Origin of the sequence: Xanthomarina maritima (genome assembly GCF_008084905.1) — a bacterium.
Lineage (GTDB): Bacteria > Bacteroidota > Bacteroidia > Flavobacteriales > Flavobacteriaceae > Xanthomarina > Xanthomarina maritima.
The window spans coordinates 365,600-385,961 of the sequence record NZ_VSFC01000052.1; the positions used below are offsets into that span (position 1 = coordinate 365,600).

The 20,362-nt window shown below is 31.8% G+C and carries 33 protein-coding genes; 32 read left to right on the top strand and 1 reads right to left on the bottom strand.

The window, feature by feature from the left end:
• Window position 1: 1 nt before the first annotated feature.
• The 32 genes from rplW to FVF61_RS11745 all read left to right on the top strand — a co-directional run bounded on the left by rplW (window position 2) and on the right by FVF61_RS11745 (window position 19,171).
• On the top strand, window positions 2-292 hold the full coding sequence (gene rplW / locus FVF61_RS11590; RefSeq protein ID WP_040492195.1) for a 50S ribosomal protein L23: 291 nt from the start codon (window positions 2-4) through the stop codon (window positions 290-292).
• A 10-nt stretch (window positions 293-302) separates the two neighbouring features.
• Window positions 303-1,127, top strand: a complete 825-nt coding sequence (rplB, locus tag FVF61_RS11595; protein WP_148456573.1) for a 50S ribosomal protein L2 — start codon at window positions 303-305, stop codon at window positions 1,125-1,127.
• A 3-nt stretch (window positions 1,128-1,130) separates the two neighbouring features.
• The gene (rpsS, locus tag FVF61_RS11600) at window positions 1,131-1,409 is read left to right on the top strand and encodes a 30S ribosomal protein S19 (RefSeq protein ID WP_148456575.1); all 279 of its coding nucleotides are present in this window, start codon (window positions 1,131-1,133) and stop codon (window positions 1,407-1,409) included.
• 6 nt (window positions 1,410-1,415) lie between these two features.
• On the top strand, window positions 1,416-1,823 hold the full coding sequence (gene rplV, locus FVF61_RS11605; protein ID WP_109308669.1) for a 50S ribosomal protein L22: 408 nt from the start codon (window positions 1,416-1,418) through the stop codon (window positions 1,821-1,823).
• A 9-nt stretch (window positions 1,824-1,832) separates the two neighbouring features.
• Window positions 1,833-2,561 carry a 30S ribosomal protein S3 gene (gene rpsC / locus FVF61_RS11610; protein ID WP_148456577.1) on the top strand — a complete coding sequence of 243 codons (729 nt, stop codon included), beginning with the start codon at window positions 1,833-1,835 and terminating at the stop codon, window positions 2,559-2,561.
• Window positions 2,562-2,581: 20 nt separating this feature from the next.
• A complete protein-coding gene (gene rplP / locus FVF61_RS11615) occupies window positions 2,582-3,001 on the top strand; it encodes a 50S ribosomal protein L16 (protein WP_148456579.1) in 420 nt (139 codons plus the stop codon).
• A 13-nt stretch (window positions 3,002-3,014) separates the two neighbouring features.
• Window positions 3,015-3,206 (top strand): 50S ribosomal protein L29, encoded by a 192-nt coding sequence (gene rpmC, locus FVF61_RS11620; RefSeq protein ID WP_109682252.1) that lies wholly within the window; start codon window positions 3,015-3,017, stop codon window positions 3,204-3,206.
• Between the two features lie 13 nt (window positions 3,207-3,219).
• Entirely contained in the window at window positions 3,220-3,477 is a 258-nt protein-coding gene (gene rpsQ / locus FVF61_RS11625; protein WP_040492188.1) for a 30S ribosomal protein S17, read from the top strand.
• A gap of 2 nt (window positions 3,478-3,479) precedes the next feature.
• A complete protein-coding gene (rplN, locus tag FVF61_RS11630) occupies window positions 3,480-3,848 on the top strand; it encodes a 50S ribosomal protein L14 (protein ID WP_007650464.1) in 369 nt (122 codons plus the stop codon).
• 11 nt (window positions 3,849-3,859) lie between these two features.
• Window positions 3,860-4,171, top strand: a complete 312-nt coding sequence (gene rplX, locus FVF61_RS11635; protein WP_148456581.1) for a 50S ribosomal protein L24 — start codon at window positions 3,860-3,862, stop codon at window positions 4,169-4,171.
• Between the two features lie 2 nt (window positions 4,172-4,173).
• Entirely contained in the window at window positions 4,174-4,725 is a 552-nt protein-coding gene (rplE, locus tag FVF61_RS11640; protein ID WP_148456583.1) for a 50S ribosomal protein L5, read from the top strand.
• A 3-nt stretch (window positions 4,726-4,728) separates the two neighbouring features.
• Window positions 4,729-4,998 carry a 30S ribosomal protein S14 gene (gene rpsN / locus FVF61_RS11645; RefSeq protein WP_148456585.1) on the top strand — a complete coding sequence of 90 codons (270 nt, stop codon included), beginning with the start codon at window positions 4,729-4,731 and terminating at the stop codon, window positions 4,996-4,998.
• Window positions 4,999-5,070: 72 nt separating this feature from the next.
• Window positions 5,071-5,469, top strand: a complete 399-nt coding sequence (rpsH, locus tag FVF61_RS11650) for a 30S ribosomal protein S8 (RefSeq protein WP_148456587.1) — start codon at window positions 5,071-5,073, stop codon at window positions 5,467-5,469.
• A 17-nt stretch (window positions 5,470-5,486) separates the two neighbouring features.
• A complete protein-coding gene (rplF, locus tag FVF61_RS11655; RefSeq protein WP_148456589.1) occupies window positions 5,487-6,029 on the top strand; it encodes a 50S ribosomal protein L6 in 543 nt (180 codons plus the stop codon).
• 10 nt (window positions 6,030-6,039) lie between these two features.
• Window positions 6,040-6,396 carry a 50S ribosomal protein L18 gene (gene rplR, locus FVF61_RS11660; RefSeq protein WP_148456591.1) on the top strand — a complete coding sequence of 119 codons (357 nt, stop codon included), beginning with the start codon at window positions 6,040-6,042 and terminating at the stop codon, window positions 6,394-6,396.
• Window positions 6,397-6,402: 6 nt separating this feature from the next.
• Complete coding sequence (rpsE, locus tag FVF61_RS11665; RefSeq protein ID WP_148456593.1) at window positions 6,403-6,927, top strand: 30S ribosomal protein S5; 525 nt, start codon at window positions 6,403-6,405, stop codon at window positions 6,925-6,927.
• A gap of 12 nt (window positions 6,928-6,939) precedes the next feature.
• Entirely contained in the window at window positions 6,940-7,122 is a 183-nt protein-coding gene (rpmD, locus tag FVF61_RS11670; protein WP_148456595.1) for a 50S ribosomal protein L30, read from the top strand.
• 12 nt (window positions 7,123-7,134) lie between these two features.
• Window positions 7,135-7,587, top strand: a complete 453-nt coding sequence (rplO, locus tag FVF61_RS11675; RefSeq protein ID WP_148456597.1) for a 50S ribosomal protein L15 — start codon at window positions 7,135-7,137, stop codon at window positions 7,585-7,587.
• A 14-nt stretch (window positions 7,588-7,601) separates the two neighbouring features.
• Entirely contained in the window at window positions 7,602-8,948 is a 1,347-nt protein-coding gene (gene secY, locus FVF61_RS11680; RefSeq protein WP_148456599.1) for a preprotein translocase subunit SecY, read from the top strand.
• A 10-nt stretch (window positions 8,949-8,958) separates the two neighbouring features.
• A complete protein-coding gene (gene infA, locus FVF61_RS11685; RefSeq protein WP_007094967.1) occupies window positions 8,959-9,174 on the top strand; it encodes a translation initiation factor IF-1 in 216 nt (71 codons plus the stop codon).
• A 10-nt stretch (window positions 9,175-9,184) separates the two neighbouring features.
• Window positions 9,185-9,301: a type B 50S ribosomal protein L36 gene (gene ykgO, locus FVF61_RS11690; RefSeq protein WP_013305171.1), complete on the top strand. Its 117-nt coding sequence runs from the start codon at window positions 9,185-9,187 to the stop codon at window positions 9,299-9,301.
• Window positions 9,302-9,303: 2 nt separating this feature from the next.
• On the top strand, window positions 9,304-9,678 hold the full coding sequence (gene rpsM, locus FVF61_RS11695; protein ID WP_148456602.1) for a 30S ribosomal protein S13: 375 nt from the start codon (window positions 9,304-9,306) through the stop codon (window positions 9,676-9,678).
• Between the two features lie 100 nt (window positions 9,679-9,778).
• Window positions 9,779-10,162 carry a 30S ribosomal protein S11 gene (gene rpsK / locus FVF61_RS11700; protein ID WP_109682262.1) on the top strand — a complete coding sequence of 128 codons (384 nt, stop codon included), beginning with the start codon at window positions 9,779-9,781 and terminating at the stop codon, window positions 10,160-10,162.
• A gap of 173 nt (window positions 10,163-10,335) precedes the next feature.
• Complete coding sequence (gene rpsD, locus FVF61_RS11705) at window positions 10,336-10,941, top strand: 30S ribosomal protein S4 (protein WP_148456604.1); 606 nt, start codon at window positions 10,336-10,338, stop codon at window positions 10,939-10,941.
• A gap of 94 nt (window positions 10,942-11,035) precedes the next feature.
• Entirely contained in the window at window positions 11,036-12,028 is a 993-nt protein-coding gene (locus FVF61_RS11710; RefSeq protein ID WP_148456606.1) for a DNA-directed RNA polymerase subunit alpha, read from the top strand.
• A gap of 58 nt (window positions 12,029-12,086) precedes the next feature.
• Window positions 12,087-12,566: a 50S ribosomal protein L17 gene (gene rplQ, locus FVF61_RS11715; RefSeq protein WP_148456608.1), complete on the top strand. Its 480-nt coding sequence runs from the start codon at window positions 12,087-12,089 to the stop codon at window positions 12,564-12,566.
• Between the two features lie 92 nt (window positions 12,567-12,658).
• On the top strand, window positions 12,659-13,360 hold the full coding sequence (locus FVF61_RS11720; RefSeq protein WP_148456610.1) for a hypothetical protein: 702 nt from the start codon (window positions 12,659-12,661) through the stop codon (window positions 13,358-13,360).
• A gap of 49 nt (window positions 13,361-13,409) precedes the next feature.
• Entirely contained in the window at window positions 13,410-14,120 is a 711-nt protein-coding gene (locus FVF61_RS11725; RefSeq protein ID WP_148456612.1) for a hypothetical protein, read from the top strand.
• Window positions 14,121-14,195: 75 nt separating this feature from the next.
• Window positions 14,196-15,299, top strand: a complete 1,104-nt coding sequence (gene carA, locus FVF61_RS11730; protein ID WP_148456614.1) for a glutamine-hydrolyzing carbamoyl-phosphate synthase small subunit — start codon at window positions 14,196-14,198, stop codon at window positions 15,297-15,299.
• An 81-nt stretch (window positions 15,300-15,380) separates the two neighbouring features.
• Window positions 15,381-16,673: a phosphopyruvate hydratase gene (gene eno / locus FVF61_RS11735; protein ID WP_148456615.1), complete on the top strand. Its 1,293-nt coding sequence runs from the start codon at window positions 15,381-15,383 to the stop codon at window positions 16,671-16,673.
• Window positions 16,674-16,859: 186 nt separating this feature from the next.
• On the top strand, window positions 16,860-18,146 hold the full coding sequence (locus FVF61_RS11740; RefSeq protein WP_148456617.1) for a citrate synthase: 1,287 nt from the start codon (window positions 16,860-16,862) through the stop codon (window positions 18,144-18,146).
• Window positions 18,147-18,256: 110 nt separating this feature from the next.
• Window positions 18,257-19,171, top strand: a complete 915-nt coding sequence (locus tag FVF61_RS11745; RefSeq protein ID WP_148456619.1) for a dimethylarginine dimethylaminohydrolase family protein — start codon at window positions 18,257-18,259, stop codon at window positions 19,169-19,171.
• Between the two features lie 12 nt (window positions 19,172-19,183).
• Here FVF61_RS11745 and FVF61_RS11750 read toward each other — a convergent pair whose 3' ends face one another.
• Window positions 19,184-20,356, bottom strand: a complete 1,173-nt coding sequence (locus FVF61_RS11750; protein WP_148456621.1) for a M28 family peptidase — start codon at window positions 20,354-20,356, stop codon at window positions 19,184-19,186.
• Between the last annotated feature and the right edge of the window lie 6 nt (window positions 20,357-20,362).

Below are 20,362 nucleotides of genomic sequence, written 5' to 3' on the forward strand. Positions count from 1 at the left end.
GATGAACATCTTAATTAAACCTATAATCACAGAAAAAGCGACTGCAGATAGCGAGTTAAGAAACTGCTATACGTTCGCAGTGAATACAAAGGCGAACAAGGTAGAAATCAAGAAAGCAGTGGAAGCTGCTTACGGAGTTTCTGTTGAAAAAGTTCGTACCATAAATGTCCGTCCAGATAGAAAAACCAAGTTTACAAAAACTGGTATTCAACATGGTAAAACAAATGCTGTTAAAAAAGCAATTGTACAACTGGCGGAAGGTGAAATGATTGATTTATACAGTAACATGTAATTAAAGACAAATGTCAGTAAGAAAATTAAAACCAATCACACCAGGACAGCGATTTAGAGTAGTAAATGGGTATGACGCCATAACTACTGATAAGCCGGAGAAAAGTTTATTAGCTCCGAAGAAAAGGTCTGGTGGTAGAAACAGTCAAGGAAAAATGACCATGCGCTATGTAGGTGGCGGTCATAAGAAAAGGTATCGTGTTATCGATTTTAAACGTAACAAAACTGGAATACCAGCTGAAGTTAAGTCTATCGAGTACGATCCAAATAGAACAGCTTTTATTGCTTTATTGAATTATCAAGATGGCGAAAAAGCATACATCATTGCTCAAAATGGCTTACAAGTAGGTCAGACTGTAGTATCCGGTGAAACTGCAACTCCAGAAATTGGAAATGCAATGCTTTTAAGTCAAATTCCTTTAGGAACTATTATCTCTTGTGTAGAGTTACGTCCTGGTCAAGGAGCTGTAATGGCAAGAAGTGCTGGTACGTTTGCTCAGTTAATGGCAAGAGATGGTAAATTTGCAACTATTAAATTGCCTTCAGGAGAAACACGTTTAGTGTTAGTAACATGTATGGCTACAATAGGTGTAGTTTCCAATTCAGATCATCAATTACTTGTATCAGGTAAAGCTGGTAGAACAAGATGGTTAGGAAGAAGACCTCGTACTAGACCAGTAGTAATGAATCCAGTAGATCATCCAATGGGTGGTGGAGAAGGAAAATCATCTGGTGGTCATCCACGTTCTAGAAATGGTATACCTGCTAAAGGTTATAGAACCCGTTCTAAAACAAAAGCGAGTAATAAATATATTGTAGAACGTAGAAAGAAATAAGATATGTCAAGATCATTAAAAAAAGGACCTTACGTTCATTATAAATTAGAGAAAAAAGTGACTGAAAATGTTGAGTCTAACAAAAAAACAGTTATTAAAACTTGGTCAAGAGCAAGTATGATAACTCCAGATTTTGTTGGACAAACAATAGCAGTACATAATGGCCGCCAATTTGTTCCAGTTTATGTAACTGAAAACATGGTAGGACATAAGTTAGGAGAATTTTCACCAACAAGATCTTTTAGAGGTCATGCAGGTGCTAAAAATAAAGGTAAAAAGTAGTAAGCTATGGGAAGTCGTAAAAAACAAATGGCAGACGCTATTAAGGAAGCAAAAAAGGAAATCGCTTTTGCAAAACTTAATAACTGTCCTACATCACCGAGAAAAATGCGTTTAGTAGCCGATTTAGTAAGAGGCGAACGCGTAGAGAAAGCGCTTAATATTTTAAAATTTAGCCAAAAAGAAGCGTCTAACCGTTTAGAAACTTTGTTATTGTCTGCAATTGCAAACTGGCAAGCTAAAAACGAAGATGCAAGTATTGAAGAAGCTGAATTATTTGTTAAGGAGATTCGTGTAGATGGTGGATCAATGTTAAAAAGATTGCGTCCAGCACCTCAAGGTCGTGCACACAGAATTAGAAAACGTTCAAATCACGTAACATTAGTGGTTGGAGCTAACAATAACACACAAAGTTAAGATAGAAGTATGGGACAAAAAACAAATCCAATCGGAAATCGCTTAGGAATTATCAGAGGATGGGAATCAAACTGGTACGGAGGAAACGATTATGGCGACAAACTTGCCGAAGACGATAAGATCAGAAAGTACGTACATGCACGTCTATCTAAAGCTAGTGTTTCAAGAGTAATTATCGAAAGAACTCTTAAACTTGTAACCGTTACTATCACTACTGCTAGACCTGGTATTATTATCGGAAAAGGTGGACAAGAGGTAGACAAGTTAAAAGAAGAGCTTAAGAAAATTACAGGTAAAGAAGTTCAAATAAACATATTTGAAATTAAAAGACCTGAACTTGATGCGCAATTAGTAGCAGCAAGTGTTGCTCGTCAAATTGAAAATCGTATTTCATATAGACGTGCAATCAAAATGGCAATCGCTGCAACTATGCGAATGAATGCAGAAGGAATAAAAATTCAAATTAGTGGACGTTTAAATGGTGCTGAAATGGCACGTAGCGAACACTACAAAGAAGGACGTATTCCATTATCAACATTCAGAGCCGATATTGATTATGCTTTAGTTGAGGCCCACACTACTTACGGTAGATTAGGGATTAAAGTATGGATCATGAAAGGTGAAGTATATGGTAAAAGAGAACTTTCTCCACTTGTTGGATTATCTAAGAAGCAAGGAAAAGGTGGAGCCGGAGGACGTGGTGGAAACAATAATAGTAAACCTCGTCGTAGAAAGTAATTTTTTAAAGAACAAGAAAAATGTTACAGCCTAAAAAAACAAAATTTCGTAAGCAACAAAAAGGACGCATGAAAGGTAATGCTGGAAGAGGTCACCGTTTATCGAGTGGTACTTTTGGTATTAAATCATTAGATTCTAGTTTTGTTACTGCACGTCAAATAGAAGCTGCGCGTATTGCTGCTACTCGTTATATGAAAAGAGAAGGTTCATTATGGATTAAAATATTTCCAGATAAGCCTATTACAAAGAAACCTCTTGAAGTACGTATGGGTAAAGGTAAAGGTGCTGTAGAATACTGGGTAGCAATTGTGCAACCAGGTAGAATATTATTTGAAGTAGGAGGAGTGCCATTAGACGTTGCAAAAGAAGCACTACGTTTAGCAGCACAAAAACTACCAGTTAAAACTAAGTTTATAATTGCTCGAGATTACGAAGCATAATTTATTTGATATTATGAAACAATCAGAAATTAAAGAATTATCTGTTGCTGAGTTACAAGAGAAACTTAGTGAAACTAAAAAGAGTTATTTAGATTTAAAAATGGCTCACACAATTTCTCCTTTAGAGAATCCAATTCAATTACGTTCTGTAAGAAGAGACGTAGCTAGAATTGCAACTGAATTAACTAAAAGAGATTTACAATAATTCTGCCAAAATGATGGAAACAAGAAATTTAAGAAAAGAACGTATAGGAATAGTTACTAGTAACAAAATGCAGAAATCTATTGTAGTTTCTGAAGTTAAAAAAGTAAAACACCCTATGTATGGAAAGTTCGTGTTAAAAACTAAGAAATATGTGGCGCACGACGAAACAAACGATTGTAACATTGGAGATACTGTAAAGATCATGGAAACAAGACCTATGAGTAAATCTAAATGTTGGAGATTAGTTGAAATAATTGAAAGAGCTAAGTAATTATGATACAAACAGAATCAAGATTAAAAGTAGCTGATAACACTGGAGCAAAAGAAGTATTAACAATACGTGTTCTAGGTGGTACTAAAAGAAGATACGCATCTGTAGGAGATAAAATTGTTGTTACAGTTAAAGATGCAACACCTAATGGAAACATTAAAAAAGGTGCTGTTTCTACTGCAGTAGTTGTACGTACTAGAAAAGAAGTAAGAAGACCAGACGGATCTTATATTAGATTTGATGATAATGCATGTGTTTTATTGAACCCTACAGGTGAAATGAGAGGAACTCGTGTATTTGGTCCTGTTGCTAGAGAACTTCGTGATAAACAATTCATGAAAATTGTATCATTAGCACCTGAAGTGCTTTAATGCAAAATAAAATGACAAAGCTTAAAATTAAATCAGGAGATACTGTAAAAGTTATATCTGGAGACCATAAAGGATCTGAAGGTAAAGTACTTCAAGTATTAATAGATAAGAACAAAGCGATCGTTGAGGGAATTAACTTGGTGAAAAAACATACAAAACCAAGTGCTCAAAATCCTCAAGGTGGAATCGTAGAAAAAGAAGCAGCTATTCAAATTTCTAACTTATCCTTGTTAACTTCAAAAGGAGAAACAACAAGAGTTGGATATAGAATGGAAGGCGATAAAAAAGTAAGATTTTCAAAAAAATCAAACGAAGTAATATAGTTATGGCATATATACCTAGACTTAAAGAAGAGTACAAAAGCAGAGTAACTGCAGCTCTAAGAGACGAATTTGGTTATAAAAATATCATGCAAGTGCCTAAACTTCAAAAGATAGTATTATCTAAAGGAGTTGGAGCTGCAGTTGCAGATAAAAAGTTAATAGATCATGCAATTGATGAATTAACAACTATAACTGGACAAAAGACGGTTGCAACTATTTCTAAAAAAGACGTTGCATCATTCAAATTACGTAAAGGAATGCCAATTGGCGCAAAAGTAACTTTACGTGGAGAAAGAATGTACGAATTTTTAGATCGTTTAATAACTTCTGCCTTACCTCGTGTAAGAGATTTTAATGGAATTAAAGCGACTGGATTTGATGGTAGAGGTAATTACAATTTAGGTATTACTGAACAAATTATTTTCCCTGAAATCGATATCGATAAGGTAAATAAAATTTCAGGAATGGATATTACATTTGTAACTACTGCTGCAACAGATAAAGAAGCAAAATCATTATTAACAGAATTAGGATTACCTTTTCAAAAGAATTAAGATATGGCTAAAGAATCAATGAAAGCCCGTGAGGTAAAAAGAGCAAAAACAGTAGCTAAATATGCTGAAAAACGTAAAGCTTTAAAAGAAGCTGGAGATTATGAGGCATTACAAAAGTTACCTAAAAATGCTTCTCCTGTAAGAATGCACAATCGTTGCAAACTTACTGGAAGACCTAGAGGTTATATGAGAACTTTTGGTATTTCTCGTGTTACATTCAGAGAAATGGCTAATCAAGGTTTAATACCAGGAGTTAGAAAAGCTAGCTGGTAAACATTAAAAGAATTATAAACTGGATTTAGGTTTAACAAAAAAGTTAAAAACCGATTCCGAAATTTAATAACTATGAATACAGATCCAATAGCGGATTATTTAACTAGAATTAGAAATGCTGTGCGTGCTAACCACAGAGTGGTAGAAATTCCTGCTTCTAATTTAAAAAAGGAAATTACTAAAATATTATTCGAACAAGGATATATTTTAAGTTACAAATTCGAAGATAATGCTGTTCAAGGAACAATTAAAATTGCTCTTAAGTACAACAAAGAAACAAAAGAATCTGTAATTAAAAAGATTCAGAGAATAAGTAAACCAGGTTTACGTAAGTATGCAAGTTCAAAAGAACTACCTAGAATTTTAAATGGTCTTGGTATTGCCATTGTTTCTACGTCTCATGGCGTAATGACAGGTAAACAAGCTCAAAGAGAAAATGTAGGTGGAGAAGTACTTTGTTACGTTTACTAATTAAAAGCGAATAAGAAATGTCAAGAATAGGTAATAACCCAGTAGCAATTCCAACAGGAGTTACGGTTGATATTAAAGATAATGTTGTTTCAGTAAAAGGAAAGTTAGGAGAATTAACTCAAAATTTTGATGCTGTAGCGATAAAAGTAGAAGATGGTAATGTATTTGTAGAGCGTCCTTCAGATTCTAAAGAACACAAAGCAAAACATGGACTTTATAGATCCCTAATCAATAACATGATTAATGGCGTATCTAAAGGATGGACAAAACAATTAGAACTGGTTGGTGTAGGTTATAGAGCATCAAATCAAGGACAAAAATTAGATTTAGCCTTAGGATTTTCTCACAATATTATATTAGATATTGCTTCAGAAGTACAAGTGGAAACAATTTCAGAAAAAGGAAAAAATCCGATAGTAAAATTAACATCTTCAGACAAACAATTAGTTGGTCAAGTAGCAGCTAAAATTCGTGGTTTCAGACCACCAGAGCCTTATAAAGGTAAAGGAATTAAGTTTGTTGGAGAAGTATTAAGAAGAAAAGCAGGTAAATCAGCTTAATAATTAAGTTATGGCATTAACAAAGAACGAAAAACGATTAAGAATTAAAAGCAGAATTCGTAAAATAGTTTCAGGTACTGAAGCTAGACCTAGACTTTCTGTTTTTAGAAGTAATAAAGAAATTTATGCTCAAGTAATAGATGATGTGTCTGGTAAAACTATCAGTGCAGCATCTTCTAGAGATAAAGACATTAGTTCTGCAAAAGGTACAAAATCAGAAATAGCTACTTTAGTAGGAAAAGCTGTAGCTGAAAAGGCCCTTAAAGCAGGTGTAGATACTATCTCTTTTGATAGAGGTGGATACCAATACCATGGAAGAGTAAAATCATTAGCCGAAGGAGCTAGAGAAGCAGGACTTAAATTCTAAGAAATTATGTATCAGAAATACAAAAGCGCAGAGTTAGTAAAACCAAGTGGATTAGATCTTAAAGATCGTTTAGTTGGTGTTCAAAGAGTTACAAAAGTAACTAAAGGTGGTAGAGCATTCGGATTTTCAGCAATTGTTGTTGTAGGAGATGAAGCAGGTGTTGTTGGTCACGGTTTAGGAAAATCTAAAGACGTAGCAAGTGCAATTGCAAAAGCTGTGGAAGATGCTAAGAAAAATTTAGTACGTATTCCATTAATGAAAGGAACTTTACCTCACGAACAAAAAGGAAAATACGGAGGAGCAAGAGTAAATATTATTCCTGCTGCACCTGGAACAGGAGTTATTGCTGGTGGTGCTGTAAGAACAGTACTTGAAGCAGTTGGAGTACACGATGTATTATCAAAATCTCAAGGTTCTTCAAACCCTCACAACGTTGTAAAAGCTACTTTCGATGCATTATTGCAATTAAGAAGTGCTAAAACTATAGCTCGTGATAGAGGAATATCTCTAGAAAAAGTTTATAAAGGTTAATAAAGGATAACGATGGCAAAGATTAAAGTAAAAAAAGTAAAAAGCGCAATCAATCGTACGCTAAGACAAAAAAGAACTCTTGAAGCTCTTGGTCTTAGAAAGATTGGACAAGTCGTAGAACACGATGCCACGCCAAACATCCTTGGTATGGTTAATAAAGTTAAACATTTAGTTTCTGTAGAAGAAACAAAATAATAAGATACTGAAATGGATTTAAGTAATTTAAAACCTGCAGAAGGTTCAGTTAAAGGTCAAGGAAAACGTATAGGTCGTGGTCAAGGTTCTGGAAAAGGTGGCACTGCAACAAGAGGTCATAAAGGAGCGAAATCTCGTTCTGGATATTCTAAGAAAATTGGTTTTGAAGGTGGTCAAATGCCTCTTCAAAGACGTGTGCCAAAGTTTGGCTTTACTAACATAAATCGTAAAGAATATCAAGGAATCAATCTTGATACATTACAACAATTAGTAGACGAAAAGAAAATTAAAGATACTTTAGATTTTGAAACACTTGTTGCTTTAAGATTAGCTGGAAAAAACGATCTAGTTAAAATTTTAGGAAGAGGAGAGTTAAAAGCTAAATTAAATGTATCTGCTCATAAGTTTACCGCTTCAGCAAAAGCTGCGATTGAAGCTGCAGGAGGAGAAACTGTAACTTTATAATCACAAACAAGCGCATGAAATTTATAGAGACACTAAAGAATGTTTGGAAAATAGAGGAATTAAGAAACAGAATCATTGTAACACTTGGTCTGTTATTAGTTTATCGTTTTGGCGCACAAGTTGTTTTACCTGGTATTGATGCAGCTCAATTAGAGAATTTGCAAAGCAATACAGAATCAGGTTTATTAGGCTTACTAAACGCATTTACAGGAGGAGCATTTGCTAATGCTTCGGTATTTGCATTAGGTATTATGCCTTACATCTCAGCTTCTATTGTAGTTCAATTAATGGGAATAGCGATTCCTTATTTACAGAAATTACAAAAAGAAGGAGCTAGTGGTCAAAAGAAAATAACACAAATCACACGTTGGTTGACCATTGCAATTTGTATGGTTCAAGCACCAGGTTATTTAGCAAGTTTACCAACAGCATTTGGAATACCTCAAAGTGCCTTTTTATTAGGAACTGGAGGATTATTCTATTTTTCATCTATAATTATATTAGTTACAGGCTGTATTTTTGCCATGTGGTTAGGAGAGAAAATTACTGATAAAGGTATTGGTAATGGAATCTCATTATTAATTATGGTAGGTATTATTGCTACATTACCAAAGGCATTTTTACAGAATGCATCTTCTAGATTAGAAGGAAATAACGTCATGTTAATTCTTTTCGAATTGGTAATTTGGCTTGTTATTATATTAGCATCTATTATGCTTGTAATGGCAGTTAGAAAAATTGCAGTTCAATATGCAAGAAGAACAGCTTCTGGAGGTTACGAGAAAAATGTTATGGGATCTAGACAGTTTTTACCATTAAAATTAAATGCTTCTGGAGTTATGCCAATAATCTTTGCTCAAGCAATCATGTTTGTGCCAAGTTTAATAGGTGGGTCTTCTTTCTTAAAAGATACAGGAGCAGGACAATGGATGCAAACAAACTTTGCAGATATTTTTGGTTTTTGGTACAATGTTGTATTTGGGTTATTAATAATTGTATTTACATACTTCTATACAGCTATTACAGTTCCAACAAACAAAATGGCAGACGACTTAAAACGTAGTGGTGGTTTTATTCCTGGAATTCGTCCAGGTTCAGAAACTTCTGAATACTTAGATAAAATAATGTCTCAAATTACATTACCAGGATCTATATTCTTAGCATTAATAGCTGTGTTCCCAGCAATTATTGTAAAGCTAATGAGTGTTCAATCTGGATGGGCTTTATTTTTCGGAGGTACATCATTATTAATTATGGTTGGAGTTGCAATTGATACTATGCAACAAGTAAATTCTTACTTGTTAAATAGACATTATGACGGCTTGATGAAAACAGGTAAAAATAGAAAAGCAGTAGCTTAATATTAAAACTATGGCAAAACAAGCAGCAATAGAACAAGATGGAACAATTATAGAAGCATTATCTAATGCTATGTTTCGTGTTGAACTAGAAAATGGTCACATTGTGACTGCGCATATATCTGGTAAAATGCGTATGCATTATATTAAATTATTACCAGGAGACAAAGTAAAATTAGAAATGAGTCCTTACGATTTAACTAAGGCTAGAATAACTTATAGATACTAATACTAAGACGATGAAAGTAAGAGCATCAGTTAAAAAAAGAAGTGCAGATTGTAAAATCGTGCGTAGAAAAGGTAGACTTTACGTAATTAACAAAAAGAATCCTAGATTCAAACAAAGACAAGGGTAGTTATGGCAAGAATTGCAGGTGTAGACATACCAAAAAACAAAAGAGGAGTAATTTCCTTAACTTATATCTATGGAATAGGTAGAAGTAGAGCAAAAGAAATTTTAGCTACAGCTAAAGTTGAAGAAAGTACAAAAGTTCAAGACTGGACAGATGACGAAATTAATAATATTCGTGAGGCTGTTGGTTCTTTCACTATTGAAGGAGAACTACGTTCTGAAACACAATTAAACATTAAGCGATTAATGGATATTGGATGTTACAGAGGTATTCGTCATAGAGCTGGTCTTCCATTAAGAGGACAACGTACTAAAAACAACTCTAGAACTAGAAAAGGTAGAAGAAAAACTGTTGCTAACAAAAAAATGGCAACTAAATAATAATAGTCTTTAGTCTTTAGACGTTGGAAAGAATCTGTTTGAAATTTAACGGTTTAGGATTCTAGCGACTTTATACTATCACTAAAAACTAAAATTAAATATGGCAAAGTCAAGTACTAAAAAGCGTAAAGTAATTGTTGATGCAGTGGGTGAAGCTCACGTAACAGCATCTTTCAATAACATTATTATTTCGCTTACAAACAAAAAAGGAGACGTAATTTCATGGTCTTCAGCTGGTAAAATGGGATTTAGAGGTTCTAAAAAGAACACACCTTACGCAGCACAATTAGCAGCAGAAGATGCAGCAGCAGTTGCTCAAGAAGCTGGCTTAAAAAAAGTAAAAGTTTATGTTAAAGGGCCTGGAAATGGTAGAGAATCTGCTATTCGTTCTATTCATAATGCAGGTATAGAAGTAACTGAAATTATTGATGTTACTCCATTACCACATAATGGATGTCGTCCTCCAAAACGTAGAAGAGTATAATTTATACATTTTATAAAATTAATATCAACTGTTTATAATGGTTGATATTAATATTTATATGTAAATTTGCACTCTGAAAAAATAATTAACAAGTATCAACGAGAGATTAACGATTATCGAAGGATAAGATTTAGACCTTAATTCATAATCACTCTCATAACTCAATTTAAGAAATGGCAAGATATACTGGTCCTAAAACTAAAATAGCCCGAAAGTTCGGTGAAGCTATTTATGGAGAAGATAAATCTTTTGAAAAAAGAAATTATCCTCCAGGTCAACATGGTGCAAATAAGCGTCGTGGAAAAAAATCTGAATATGCAATCCAATTAATGGAAAAGCAAAAAGCTAAATATACTTATGGTGTATTAGAAAAACAATTCAGAAACATGTTTAAAAAAGCAACTGCTGCACCTGGAATTACAGGTGAAGTATTGTTACAACTTTGTGAGTCTAGATTAGATAACGTTGTTTATAGAATGGGAATTTCTCCTTCTAGAAGTGGTGCTAGACAATTAGTATCTCACAGACACATTACAGTAAACGGAGAAATAGTAAATGTCCCTTCATATCAATTAAAAGCTGGAGATGTTGTTGCTATAAGAGAAAAATCTAAATCACTTGAGGCAATTGATAGATCTTTATCAAATTCAAGTGCTGTTTACGAATGGATTACTTGGAATAATGAATTAAAGCAAGGGACTTATGTTTCTGTTCCTGCAAGACTACAAATTCCAGAAAACATCAACGAACAATTCATCGTAGAATTATATTCTAAATAATAAATTAATCATATTGGTATTTAGCCAAAGGATTTATTTGTCTTCTTCAAACTTATAAATCGCGCAACTAAATAACAATTAAAACGAAGAAAATATGGCAGTATTTAATTTTCAAAAACCTGATAAAGTAATCATGATTGATTCAACTGATTTTGAAGGGAAATTCGAATTTCGTCCTTTAGAACCAGGTTATGGATTAACAGTTGGAAATGCTTTAAGAAGAGTTTTACTTTCTTCTTTAGAAGGGTTTGCAATAACATCAGTAAGAATTGAAGGTGTAGATCATGAATTTTCTACAATTGCAGGAGTAGTTGAAGATGTTACTGAAATTATTTTAAATTTAAAACAAGTACGTTTTAAAAGACAAATAGAAGATGTAGATAGCGAGTCTATTTCAATTTCTATTTCAGGACAAAATCAAATTACAGCTGGAGATTTCCAAAAATTTATTTCAGGATTCCAAGTTTTAAATTCAGAATTAGTAATCTGTAATTTAGACCCTAAAGTAAACATCAATATGGAAATTACAATTGAAAAGGGAAGAGGATACGTTCCTGCAGAAGAAAACAAAAAAGCTTCTGCACCTATTGGAACAATCTTTACAGATTCAATTTACACTCCTATAAAAAATGTTAAGTATAGTATTGAAAACTATCGTGTAGAACAAAAAACAGATTACGAAAAATTAGTTTTCGAAATCATTACTGATGGTTCAATCAATCCTCAAGATGCCTTAACTGAAGCAGCAAAAACATTAATTCACCACTTTATGTTATTCTCTGATGAAAGAATAACATTAGAAGCTGATGAAATTGCTCAAACAGAAACTTATGATGAAGAATCTCTTCATATGAGACAATTATTAAAAACTAAATTAGTTGATATGGATCTTTCTGTTCGTGCTTTAAATTGTTTAAAAGCTGCAGAAGTTGATACATTAGGTGACTTAGTATCATTTAATAAAAACGATTTAATGAAATTCCGTAACTTCGGTAAAAAATCTTTAACAGAGCTTGAAGAGCTTGTAAACGTTAAAGGTTTAAATTTTGGAATGGACTTATCAAAATACAAATTAGATAAAGATTAATTAATCATATTTTGCTCCTCGATGTCGAGTTTGGTAGCAAGATGATAAAACAAATGTCATGAGACACGGAAAAAAAATAAATCACTTAGGTAGAAAAACAGCTCACAGAAAATCAATGTTAGCTAATATGGCTTGTTCTTTAATCGAACACAAACGTATTAACACAACTGTGGCTAAAGCAAAAGCTTTAAAACAATTTGTTGAACCTTTAGTAACTAAATCTAAAGAAGACACTACTCATAACAGACGTATTGTAATGGCTCGTTTAAGACAAAAAGAAGCAGTTGCTGAATTGTTTAGAGATGTTGCCCCTAAAGTTGGTGATAGACCAGGAGGTTACACAAGAATTATTAAACTTGGTAATCGTTTAGGTGATAATGCTGATATGGCGATGATAGAATTAGTTGATTACAACGAAATCTATAATGCTGATAAAGCTAAGAAGAAAACAACAAGAAGAAGTAGAAGAGGTGGTTCTAAACCAGTTGAAACTACTGCTCCTGTAACAGAGACTAAAGCTTCTAACGAAGAAGAATAAATTTGATATCTGTTAAATAATGTTAATTATTAAAGGATGGACTTAATTAGTCCATCCTTTTTTTATATTTGCACCTTAAAATTTATAAAACCATGAATAAATATTTAGTTATCTTATTTGCATTATCAATTAATTTTTCATTTTCGCAAGCGTCATCTAATGCTTCAGCAAATAGCTTAGCAAATTCAAGCAGAATGTTAGCAAACAATGGTTTATGGATAAACAATAACTCATCAAATAGTGAATTAAAAGGATCTCCTTATTTATTTGATTCATGGAATTCAGATAATGCAGTAATTTATATGGCAGATGATAGAGCCTATAGATTAAAATCACTAAATTATAATGTAAGATTAGAGCGTTTTGAAGCTAAATTTTCAGAAGATTCTGTATTAGCATTAAATCCAAAAAATATTAATAAAATTGTTGTAGATAATAGAACATTCAAGCGTTATTTAGATCCAGAATTTCAAAGAAATTCTTATTTTGAAGAAATAGTAAAAACGAATTCTATTACTATTTTAAGAAAATTCGAAACTGAAATTGTTGAAGGTAATTTTAACCCAATGACTCAACAAAAAATGACTGATGATCAAATAATCAAAAAGGAAAAATATTATTCTACAGAAAATGGTGAAATTTTAACTGAAATGAAATTTACTAAAGGCGCAATATTAAAGTTAGTTGATGCAGATAAGAAAGATACAGTTAAACAATATGCTAAGGACAACGACCTTAATTTTAAAGATGTTAATGATCTTAAATCTATATTAAAGTTTTATAATACTATATAAGTTTAATGTAAATAAATAATTTAGCTTTATATTTAATAAAAAATTAAATATGAAGCTTTTTTTATTTCTAGTATTTAGTATTTGTGTATTAAATACAGGTTTTTCACAAAAAATAAATTCATCATTAACTGGTGGCGAGGGTTTTTCTTTTGTTACTAGACCAGTATCAACAGCAGATGGATGGCCTGGAGAAGTGCATCAAAAAAAAATAGTTAATGATTATGAAGGATCAATTCATTTGTTTGATACTTGGGAGACAACAGCTATGATTGTAACCAACTCAGGAAAAGAATTAAGAATAAATAATCTTAATTTCAATCTTAAAGATCAACGGTTTGAAACCAGAATTTTAGGAGACTCTTTATTTATATTTAATAACGATAAAATTAAATATGTACAAGCTCAAGAAACATCATTTATTAAATTAAAAAATCCGAAATCTAATAATGTTGAGTTTTTTGAAACATTACTAAATTTAGAACATATTACACTATATAAACATGCTGGACTCGATATTAGAAATGGTATTTTAAATCCTTTAACTCAACAACAATTACCAGATGTTTATTCTACATCCTTTTCTTATTTTTACACAAAAAATAATTCGAATCTATTAGAAATAAAATTGAAGAAGAAAGATATCTTAAAAGCATTTTCTAATAAAAAAAATGAAATTATTATTCATGCAAAAGAAAATGACTTGTGGTATGATACGGAAGAAGGATTAATTAAAATTCTTACCTATTATAATTCTTTGTAATAAAGAAATCATAAAAAAGGATAAACATTTTAGTTTATCCTTTTTTTTATGCAATTTTGCAAAACTTTTTATATCATGAAATACAACAAACGAGAAAAAGCCATAGTTTTATTAGCAGATGGAACCATTTTTCATGGTAAAGCCATCGGAAAATCTGGCACTGCTTTTGGCGAAGTCTGTTTTAATACAGGCATGACAGGATATCAAGAAATATTTACAGACCCTTCATATTTTGGCCAACTTATGGTTACTACCAATGCTCACATTGGTAACTATGGTACTCAAAAAGATGAAATAGAATCTGATTCTATCAAAATATCAGGACTAATCTGTAAGAATTTTAGTTATGAATATTCACGAGATGCAGCTGATGCTTCATTAGAAGAGTTTTTAAATAAGAATAATTTATTTGCTATTTCTGATGTTGATACTAGAGCTTTGGTAAGTTATATTAGAGATTATGGTGCAATGAATGCCGTAATTTCTACTGAAGTTGATAATATTGAAGAACTTAAAAAGCAATTAGCTAAAATTCCAGACATGAATGGATTAGAGTTAGCATCCAAAGTATCTACAAAAGAACCTTATTATTATGGTAATGAAAATGCTACGTATAAAATTGCTGCTTTAGATATTGGTATAAAAACAAATATTCTTAGAAATTTAGCTAAAAGAGATGCCTATATAAAAGTATTTCCCTACAATGCCACTTTTCAAGAAATGAGTGGCTTTAATCCTGATGGTTATTTTTTATCTAATGGGCCTGGAGATCCAGAACCATTAAAATCAGCTCAAAAAGTTGCAAAAGAAATTATAGAAAAAAATTTACCATTATTTGGTATATGTTTGGGACATCAAGTTATTGCATTAGCAAATGGTATTTCAACATACAAAATGCATCATGGACATAGAGGGATTAATCATCCTGTAAAGAATCTGTTAACAGGAAAGGGTGAAATCACGTCTCAAAATCATGGTTTTGCAATTAATAGAGAAGAGGCTGAAAATCATTCAGATATTGAAATTACACATGTTCATTTGAACGATCATACAGTTGCAGGAATTAGAATGAAAAACAAGAATTGTTTTTCGGTACAATACCATCCAGAAGCAAGTCCAGGACCTCATGATTCTTCGTATTTGTTCGATCAGTTTATTGAAAACATTAAAAATAAATAACTAAAAACCTCAAGGAAGTTCTAATTCTTTGAGGTTTTTAAGTAAGTAAATAGTATATAATTAATTTTTTAAATATTTGTAATGAGTATTATTATAAACATTCACGCTAGACAAATTTTAGATTCAAGAGGGAATCCAACCATTGAAGTAGATGTGGTTACCGAAAATGGGATTATGGGAAGAGCTGCTGTGCCTTCAGGAGCTTCAACAGGAGAACATGAAGCAGTAGAATTACGTGATGGTGGAAAAGCCTATATGGGAAAAGGGGTTTTAAAAGCTGTTGAAAATGTCAATACAATAATTTCTCAAGAATTGTTAGGCACTTCTGTTTTCGAACAAAACCTAATCGATAAAACAATGATTGATTTAGATGGCACTTCAAATAAGTCTAAATTAGGAGCAAATGCTATTCTAGGGGTTTCATTGGCTGTTGCTAAAGCTGCTGCTAATGAGTTAGGCATGCCATTATATAGATATGTTGGAGGCGTAAGTGCAAACACACTTCCTGTACCAATGATGAATATTATTAATGGAGGTTCACATAGCGATGCTCCAATTGCTTTTCAGGAGTTTATGATTATGCCAGTAAAAGCAAACAATTTTACTCAGGCCATGCAAATGGGAACTGAGATTTTTCATCATTTAAAAAAAGTATTACACGATAGAGGTTTAAGTACAGCTGTTGGAGACGAAGGTGGTTTTGCACCAAATTTAGCTGGTGGTACTGAAGATGCGCTTGATACTATAAAAAAAGCTATAGAAAATGCAGGTTATACATTTGGAGACGATATTATGATTGCATTAGACTGTGCTTCTGCAGAATTTTATATTGATGGGAAATATGATTACACTAAATTTGAAGGAGTTTCAGGTAAAGTAAGAACAAGCCAAGAACAAGCAGATTATTTAGCAGAATTAACCTCTAAATATCCAATAATCTCAATTGAAGATGGGATGGACGAAAACGATTGGGATGGTTGGAAATATTTAACCGAAAAGATTGGAGACAAAGTACAATTAGTTGGCGACGATTTGTTTGTAACTAATGTTGAGAGATTATCTAAGGGAATAGAAAACAATATTGCCAATTCTATTTTAATTAAAGTGAACCAAATTGGTACACTTACCGAAACTATAGCAGCAGTAAACATGGCACATAATGCTAGTTATACCTCTGTTATGTCTCATCGTTCTGGTGAAACAGAAGATAACACGATTGCAGATTTAGCTGTTGCATTAAATTGTGGACAAATAAAAACAGGTTCAGCTTCAAGAAGCGATAGAATGTCTAAATACAATCAGTTATTACGTATAGAAGAAGAGTTAAGCGAAGTTGCTTATTTTCCAGGAGAAAAAGCATTTAAGATTAAGTAATCACCAAATAAAAATATATTTAAAAAGCGATTAATATAAAACTGTTAATCGCTTTCTTTTTACTATCAATTTTACCAATATTTTAATTACTAAAACCTTTGTTAAGTACTTTATTAATCGTTAGATATTTTGTAAATTCGTACAATTAAAAAAGACAATACATTACACTAATATTTATTACAATATATGTCAGATAAAGCAAGAATTGAAATTAAAGGCAAAAAGTATGAACTTCCTCTAATTGTGGGAACAGAAAATGAAGTTGCCATAGATATAAAAAACTTAAGAAGCTCAACAGAAGGTGTTATCACTTTAGATCCAGGGTATAAAAATACAGGTTCTTGCGAAAGTGCTATTACATTTCTAGATGGAGAAAAAGGAATTTTAAGATATAGAGGGTATTCTATTGAAGAACTAGCCGAAAAAGCGAGTTTTTTAGAAGTTGCTTTTCTTTTAATTTTCGGTGAATTACCAACCAAAGAACAATTAGAAAAATTTCATACAGATATAAAAGCACAATCTGTTGTTGATGAAGATGTTCGTAAGATTGTTGATGCATTTCCAAAATCTGCTCATCCTATGGGAGTTATTGCATCATTAACAAGTGCTTTAACTGCTTTTAACCCTTCTTCTGTAAATGTAAATTCTGAAGAAGATATGTATAAAGCTATTGTAAAAATATTAGGTAAATTTCCTGTATTAGTAGCTTGGACTTTCAGAAAGAAAAACGGATTGCCACTAGATTATGGAGATAAAAATTTAGGTTATGTTGAAAACATCTTAAAAATGATGTTTAAGCAACCTAATGAAGAATATAAATTTAATCCAATTGTAATTGATGCTTTAGATAAATTATTGATTCTTCATGCAGATCATGAACAAAATTGTTCAACATCTACAGTAAGAATAGCTGGTTCATCTCATGTTGGTTTATTTGCATCTCTTTCTACAGGTATTTCTGCACTTTGGGGACCACTTCATGGTGGTGCTAATCAAGCAGTTTTAGAAATGCTTGAAGCTATAAAAGAAGATGGTGGAGACACAGATAAATTTATGGGCAAAGCTAAGGATAAGGAAGATCCATTTAGATTAATGGGCTTTGGACACAGAGTTTATAAAAATTTCGATCCAAGAGCAAAAATCATTAAGAAAGCTGCAGACGAAATTTTGAATGACCTTGGAGTTGAAGATCCAATATTAAATATAGCTAAAGCTTTAGAAAAAGAAGCGCTTAAGGATTCTTATTTCGTTGATAGAAAATTATACCCTAATGTCGATTTCTATTCTGGTATTATTTATAGAGCCATGGGAATACCAACAGACATGTTTACTGTTATGTTTGCTTTAGGACGTTTACCAGGTTGGATAGCACAATGGAGAGAAATGCGTTTAAATAATGAGCCAATTGGTCGTCCTCGTCAAATATATATTGGAGAAACTTTAAGACCTTTTAAGGCTATTAATAAGCGTTAATTATACTAATATATTATACAAAAGCTTCATTTAAATTTATGAAGCTTTTTTTGTATCTATATGAAAGTAAAAATTATATATATAAAAATTATTTTTAGGTTTGTAATACTATGATAAAATTAAACGTAAAAAACGAAACATCAAGATTAAGAGCAGTTGTGTTAGGAATAGCTAATAGTAACGGACCAACTCCAACTGAAGAACAAGCTTACGATCCAAAATCTTTAGAACATATAAAAGCAGGAACTTATCCAGTAGAAGCTGATATGGTAAAAGAAATGGAAGCTGTTGCCAATGTGTTCGAGAAATATAACGTAAAAGTTTATAGACCAGAATTGATTGAAGATTGTAATCAGATTTTTACACGTGATATCGCATTTGTTATTGATGATGTGTTTGTAAAAGCAAATATCTTACCCAATCGTGAAGAAGAGTTAGAGGCTATTCAATATGTTATAGATCAAATAAATCCTAAAAAGGTAGTAAGACCACCTGAAGAAGTACATATTGAAGGTGGAGATGTTATGCTTTGGAATAACCATATTTTTATTGGAACCTATAAAGGCAGTGATTATAAAAATTACATTACAGCTAGAACCAACATGGAAGGAGTTCAATATATTAAAGATCTATTCCCAAATAAAATTGTTAAAGAATTTGACTTAGTAAAATCTAAAATCGAGCCAAGAGATAATGCCTTGCATTTAGATTGTTGTTTTCAGCCTGTTGGAAAAAATAAAGGTATAATTTATAAAAGTGGTTTTAGAGAGGAAAGTGATTATATGTATTTAGTAGATTTGTTTGGAGAAGAAAATCTATTTCATATAACCAGAGAAGAAATGTACCATATGAATAGTAATATATTTTCAATTGCTGAAGATGTGGTTGTGTCAGAAAAGAATTTTACAAGATTAAATAATTGGTTGCGTGAAAATGGTTTTACTGTTGAAGAGGTGCCTTATGCTGAAATTTCTAAACAAGAAGGTTTGTTACGTTGTTCTACGTTACCATTGATAAGAGATTAAATAAATATAAATTTAATTTAAAATTAATTTCTTTGTAGTTCTATTGTTTCCAACCACAAATACAGCTAAATAAACACCAGTTGGTAAATGATTTAAATTAAAAGAGGCAAGTTGTTGAAAAATTGATTTTTGAAAAACTTGTTTTCCAAGGATATCATACACTTTAAAGTTTACTGCTTCATCTAAAACAGTATTAAAAGATATATTTACTTTGCCTTTTGATGGATTTGGATACATATTTATATTTGTATCAAATAAATAAGATTCTGTATTTAATGTATTAAAATCTACTTGAGCAAAAAACAAAGCAGCTCCAAGCGAACCTTTGGTTACTTCATATAAATATGTTAGATCCATATTTATTAATAAATCGTTAGGACCATGAGCATAAGGCGTTTCATTAGACTCATATAAACCTGTTATAATTTCACCATTATTTTCAAAAGGCATATAATCTGATGCGTAAGCATATGATATTTCAGTATTTATTGTTGAATACAATTCTATACAATTTGCTAATTGGTTTGTTGCAATATTAGATGCTGCATTATTTGATGAAGGTGAACCTTGGTCTCTTTCGCATACAATTGTATTATTTGTCATTCCTGATACACCTCCAACTTCATCTATATTAAATACTAATTTAATATCTAAATTTTGAGGTACAACCGTATGGTTTACGTAATAATTACTTCCTTCCAAACCATCTTCTTCTCCACTAAAATGGATAAATTTTATGGAATATTCTGTTGGAACATTTGCTAATAAACGTGCTAATTCCATTATTAATACAGTTCCAGAACCATTATCGTTTGTACCTTTACCATTAATAGTATCGTAATGCGCATCAATTATTACATAGGTATTTGGATATGTTGAGCCAGTTTTTGTAACAATAATATTATTACTTGTACCAGAAGAATAAGTAAACGGTTGTAGCTCTATACTTGTATAACCCATACTTTGGTAGCGAGCAGTTATCCAGTTTTCAGCATTTGTTAATGCTTGTGTGCCTACCTCTTTAACTCCAAAATTTTCAAAGTTAGTCAAATCGGTTGTAATATTTGTTTGGGATACATTACTTACAATATTTCCATAATAGGAATTATAAGTTTGAGAAAATGTAGTTGTGCTTATAAAAAAAAGGAATACAAATAGTTCTGAAGTTAAGTAAAAGTGTTTCATTTAATT

Bases quoted from the DNA above. Each gene is read 5' to 3' on its own strand.
- rplV (WP_109308669.1), top strand. From the start codon at position 1,416: ATGGGAAGTCGTAAAAAACAAATGGCAGACGCTATTAAGGAAGCAAAA.
- FVF61_RS11720 (WP_148456610.1), top strand. From the start codon at position 12,659: ATGAATAAATATTTAGTTATCTTATTTGCATTATCAATTAATTTTTCA.
- rpsE (WP_148456593.1), top strand. From the start codon at position 6,403: ATGTATCAGAAATACAAAAGCGCAGAGTTAGTAAAACCAAGTGGATTA.
- FVF61_RS11740 (WP_148456617.1), top strand. From the start codon at position 16,860: ATGTCAGATAAAGCAAGAATTGAAATTAAAGGCAAAAAGTATGAACTT.
- rpsQ (WP_040492188.1), top strand. From the start codon at position 3,220: ATGGAAACAAGAAATTTAAGAAAAGAACGTATAGGAATAGTTACTAGT.
- infA (WP_007094967.1), top strand. From the start codon at position 8,959: ATGGCAAAACAAGCAGCAATAGAACAAGATGGAACAATTATAGAAGCA.
- rplX (WP_148456581.1), top strand. From the start codon at position 3,860: ATGACAAAGCTTAAAATTAAATCAGGAGATACTGTAAAAGTTATATCT.
- rplQ (WP_148456608.1), top strand. From the start codon at position 12,087: ATGAGACACGGAAAAAAAATAAATCACTTAGGTAGAAAAACAGCTCAC.
- rpsH (WP_148456587.1), top strand. From the start codon at position 5,071: ATGAATACAGATCCAATAGCGGATTATTTAACTAGAATTAGAAATGCT.
- eno (WP_148456615.1), top strand. From the start codon at position 15,381: ATGAGTATTATTATAAACATTCACGCTAGACAAATTTTAGATTCAAGA.
- rplN (WP_007650464.1), top strand. From the start codon at position 3,480: ATGATACAAACAGAATCAAGATTAAAAGTAGCTGATAACACTGGAGCA.
- rpsN (WP_148456585.1), top strand. From the start codon at position 4,729: ATGGCTAAAGAATCAATGAAAGCCCGTGAGGTAAAAAGAGCAAAAACA.
- rpsS (WP_148456575.1), top strand. From the start codon at position 1,131: ATGTCAAGATCATTAAAAAAAGGACCTTACGTTCATTATAAATTAGAG.
- rpsK (WP_109682262.1), top strand. From the start codon at position 9,779: ATGGCAAAGTCAAGTACTAAAAAGCGTAAAGTAATTGTTGATGCAGTG.
- FVF61_RS11710 (WP_148456606.1), top strand. From the start codon at position 11,036: ATGGCAGTATTTAATTTTCAAAAACCTGATAAAGTAATCATGATTGAT.
- rpsM (WP_148456602.1), top strand. From the start codon at position 9,304: ATGGCAAGAATTGCAGGTGTAGACATACCAAAAAACAAAAGAGGAGTA.
- rpsC (WP_148456577.1), top strand. From the start codon at position 1,833: ATGGGACAAAAAACAAATCCAATCGGAAATCGCTTAGGAATTATCAGA.
- rplO (WP_148456597.1), top strand. From the start codon at position 7,135: ATGGATTTAAGTAATTTAAAACCTGCAGAAGGTTCAGTTAAAGGTCAA.
- rpmD (WP_148456595.1), top strand. From the start codon at position 6,940: ATGGCAAAGATTAAAGTAAAAAAAGTAAAAAGCGCAATCAATCGTACG.
- rplE (WP_148456583.1), top strand. From the start codon at position 4,174: ATGGCATATATACCTAGACTTAAAGAAGAGTACAAAAGCAGAGTAACT.
- rpmC (WP_109682252.1), top strand. From the start codon at position 3,015: ATGAAACAATCAGAAATTAAAGAATTATCTGTTGCTGAGTTACAAGAG.
- rplP (WP_148456579.1), top strand. From the start codon at position 2,582: ATGTTACAGCCTAAAAAAACAAAATTTCGTAAGCAACAAAAAGGACGC.
- rplR (WP_148456591.1), top strand. From the start codon at position 6,040: ATGGCATTAACAAAGAACGAAAAACGATTAAGAATTAAAAGCAGAATT.
- rplF (WP_148456589.1), top strand. From the start codon at position 5,487: ATGTCAAGAATAGGTAATAACCCAGTAGCAATTCCAACAGGAGTTACG.
- rplB (WP_148456573.1), top strand. From the start codon at position 303: ATGTCAGTAAGAAAATTAAAACCAATCACACCAGGACAGCGATTTAGA.
- FVF61_RS11745 (WP_148456619.1), top strand. From the start codon at position 18,257: ATGATAAAATTAAACGTAAAAAACGAAACATCAAGATTAAGAGCAGTT.
- FVF61_RS11725 (WP_148456612.1), top strand. From the start codon at position 13,410: ATGAAGCTTTTTTTATTTCTAGTATTTAGTATTTGTGTATTAAATACA.
- rplW (WP_040492195.1), top strand. From the start codon at position 2: ATGAACATCTTAATTAAACCTATAATCACAGAAAAAGCGACTGCAGAT.
- ykgO (WP_013305171.1), top strand. From the start codon at position 9,185: ATGAAAGTAAGAGCATCAGTTAAAAAAAGAAGTGCAGATTGTAAAATC.
- secY (WP_148456599.1), top strand. From the start codon at position 7,602: ATGAAATTTATAGAGACACTAAAGAATGTTTGGAAAATAGAGGAATTA.
- carA (WP_148456614.1), top strand. From the start codon at position 14,196: ATGAAATACAACAAACGAGAAAAAGCCATAGTTTTATTAGCAGATGGA.
- FVF61_RS11750 (WP_148456621.1), bottom strand. From the start codon at position 20,356: ATGAAACACTTTTACTTAACTTCAGAACTATTTGTATTCCTTTTTTTT.
- rpsD (WP_148456604.1), top strand. From the start codon at position 10,336: ATGGCAAGATATACTGGTCCTAAAACTAAAATAGCCCGAAAGTTCGGT.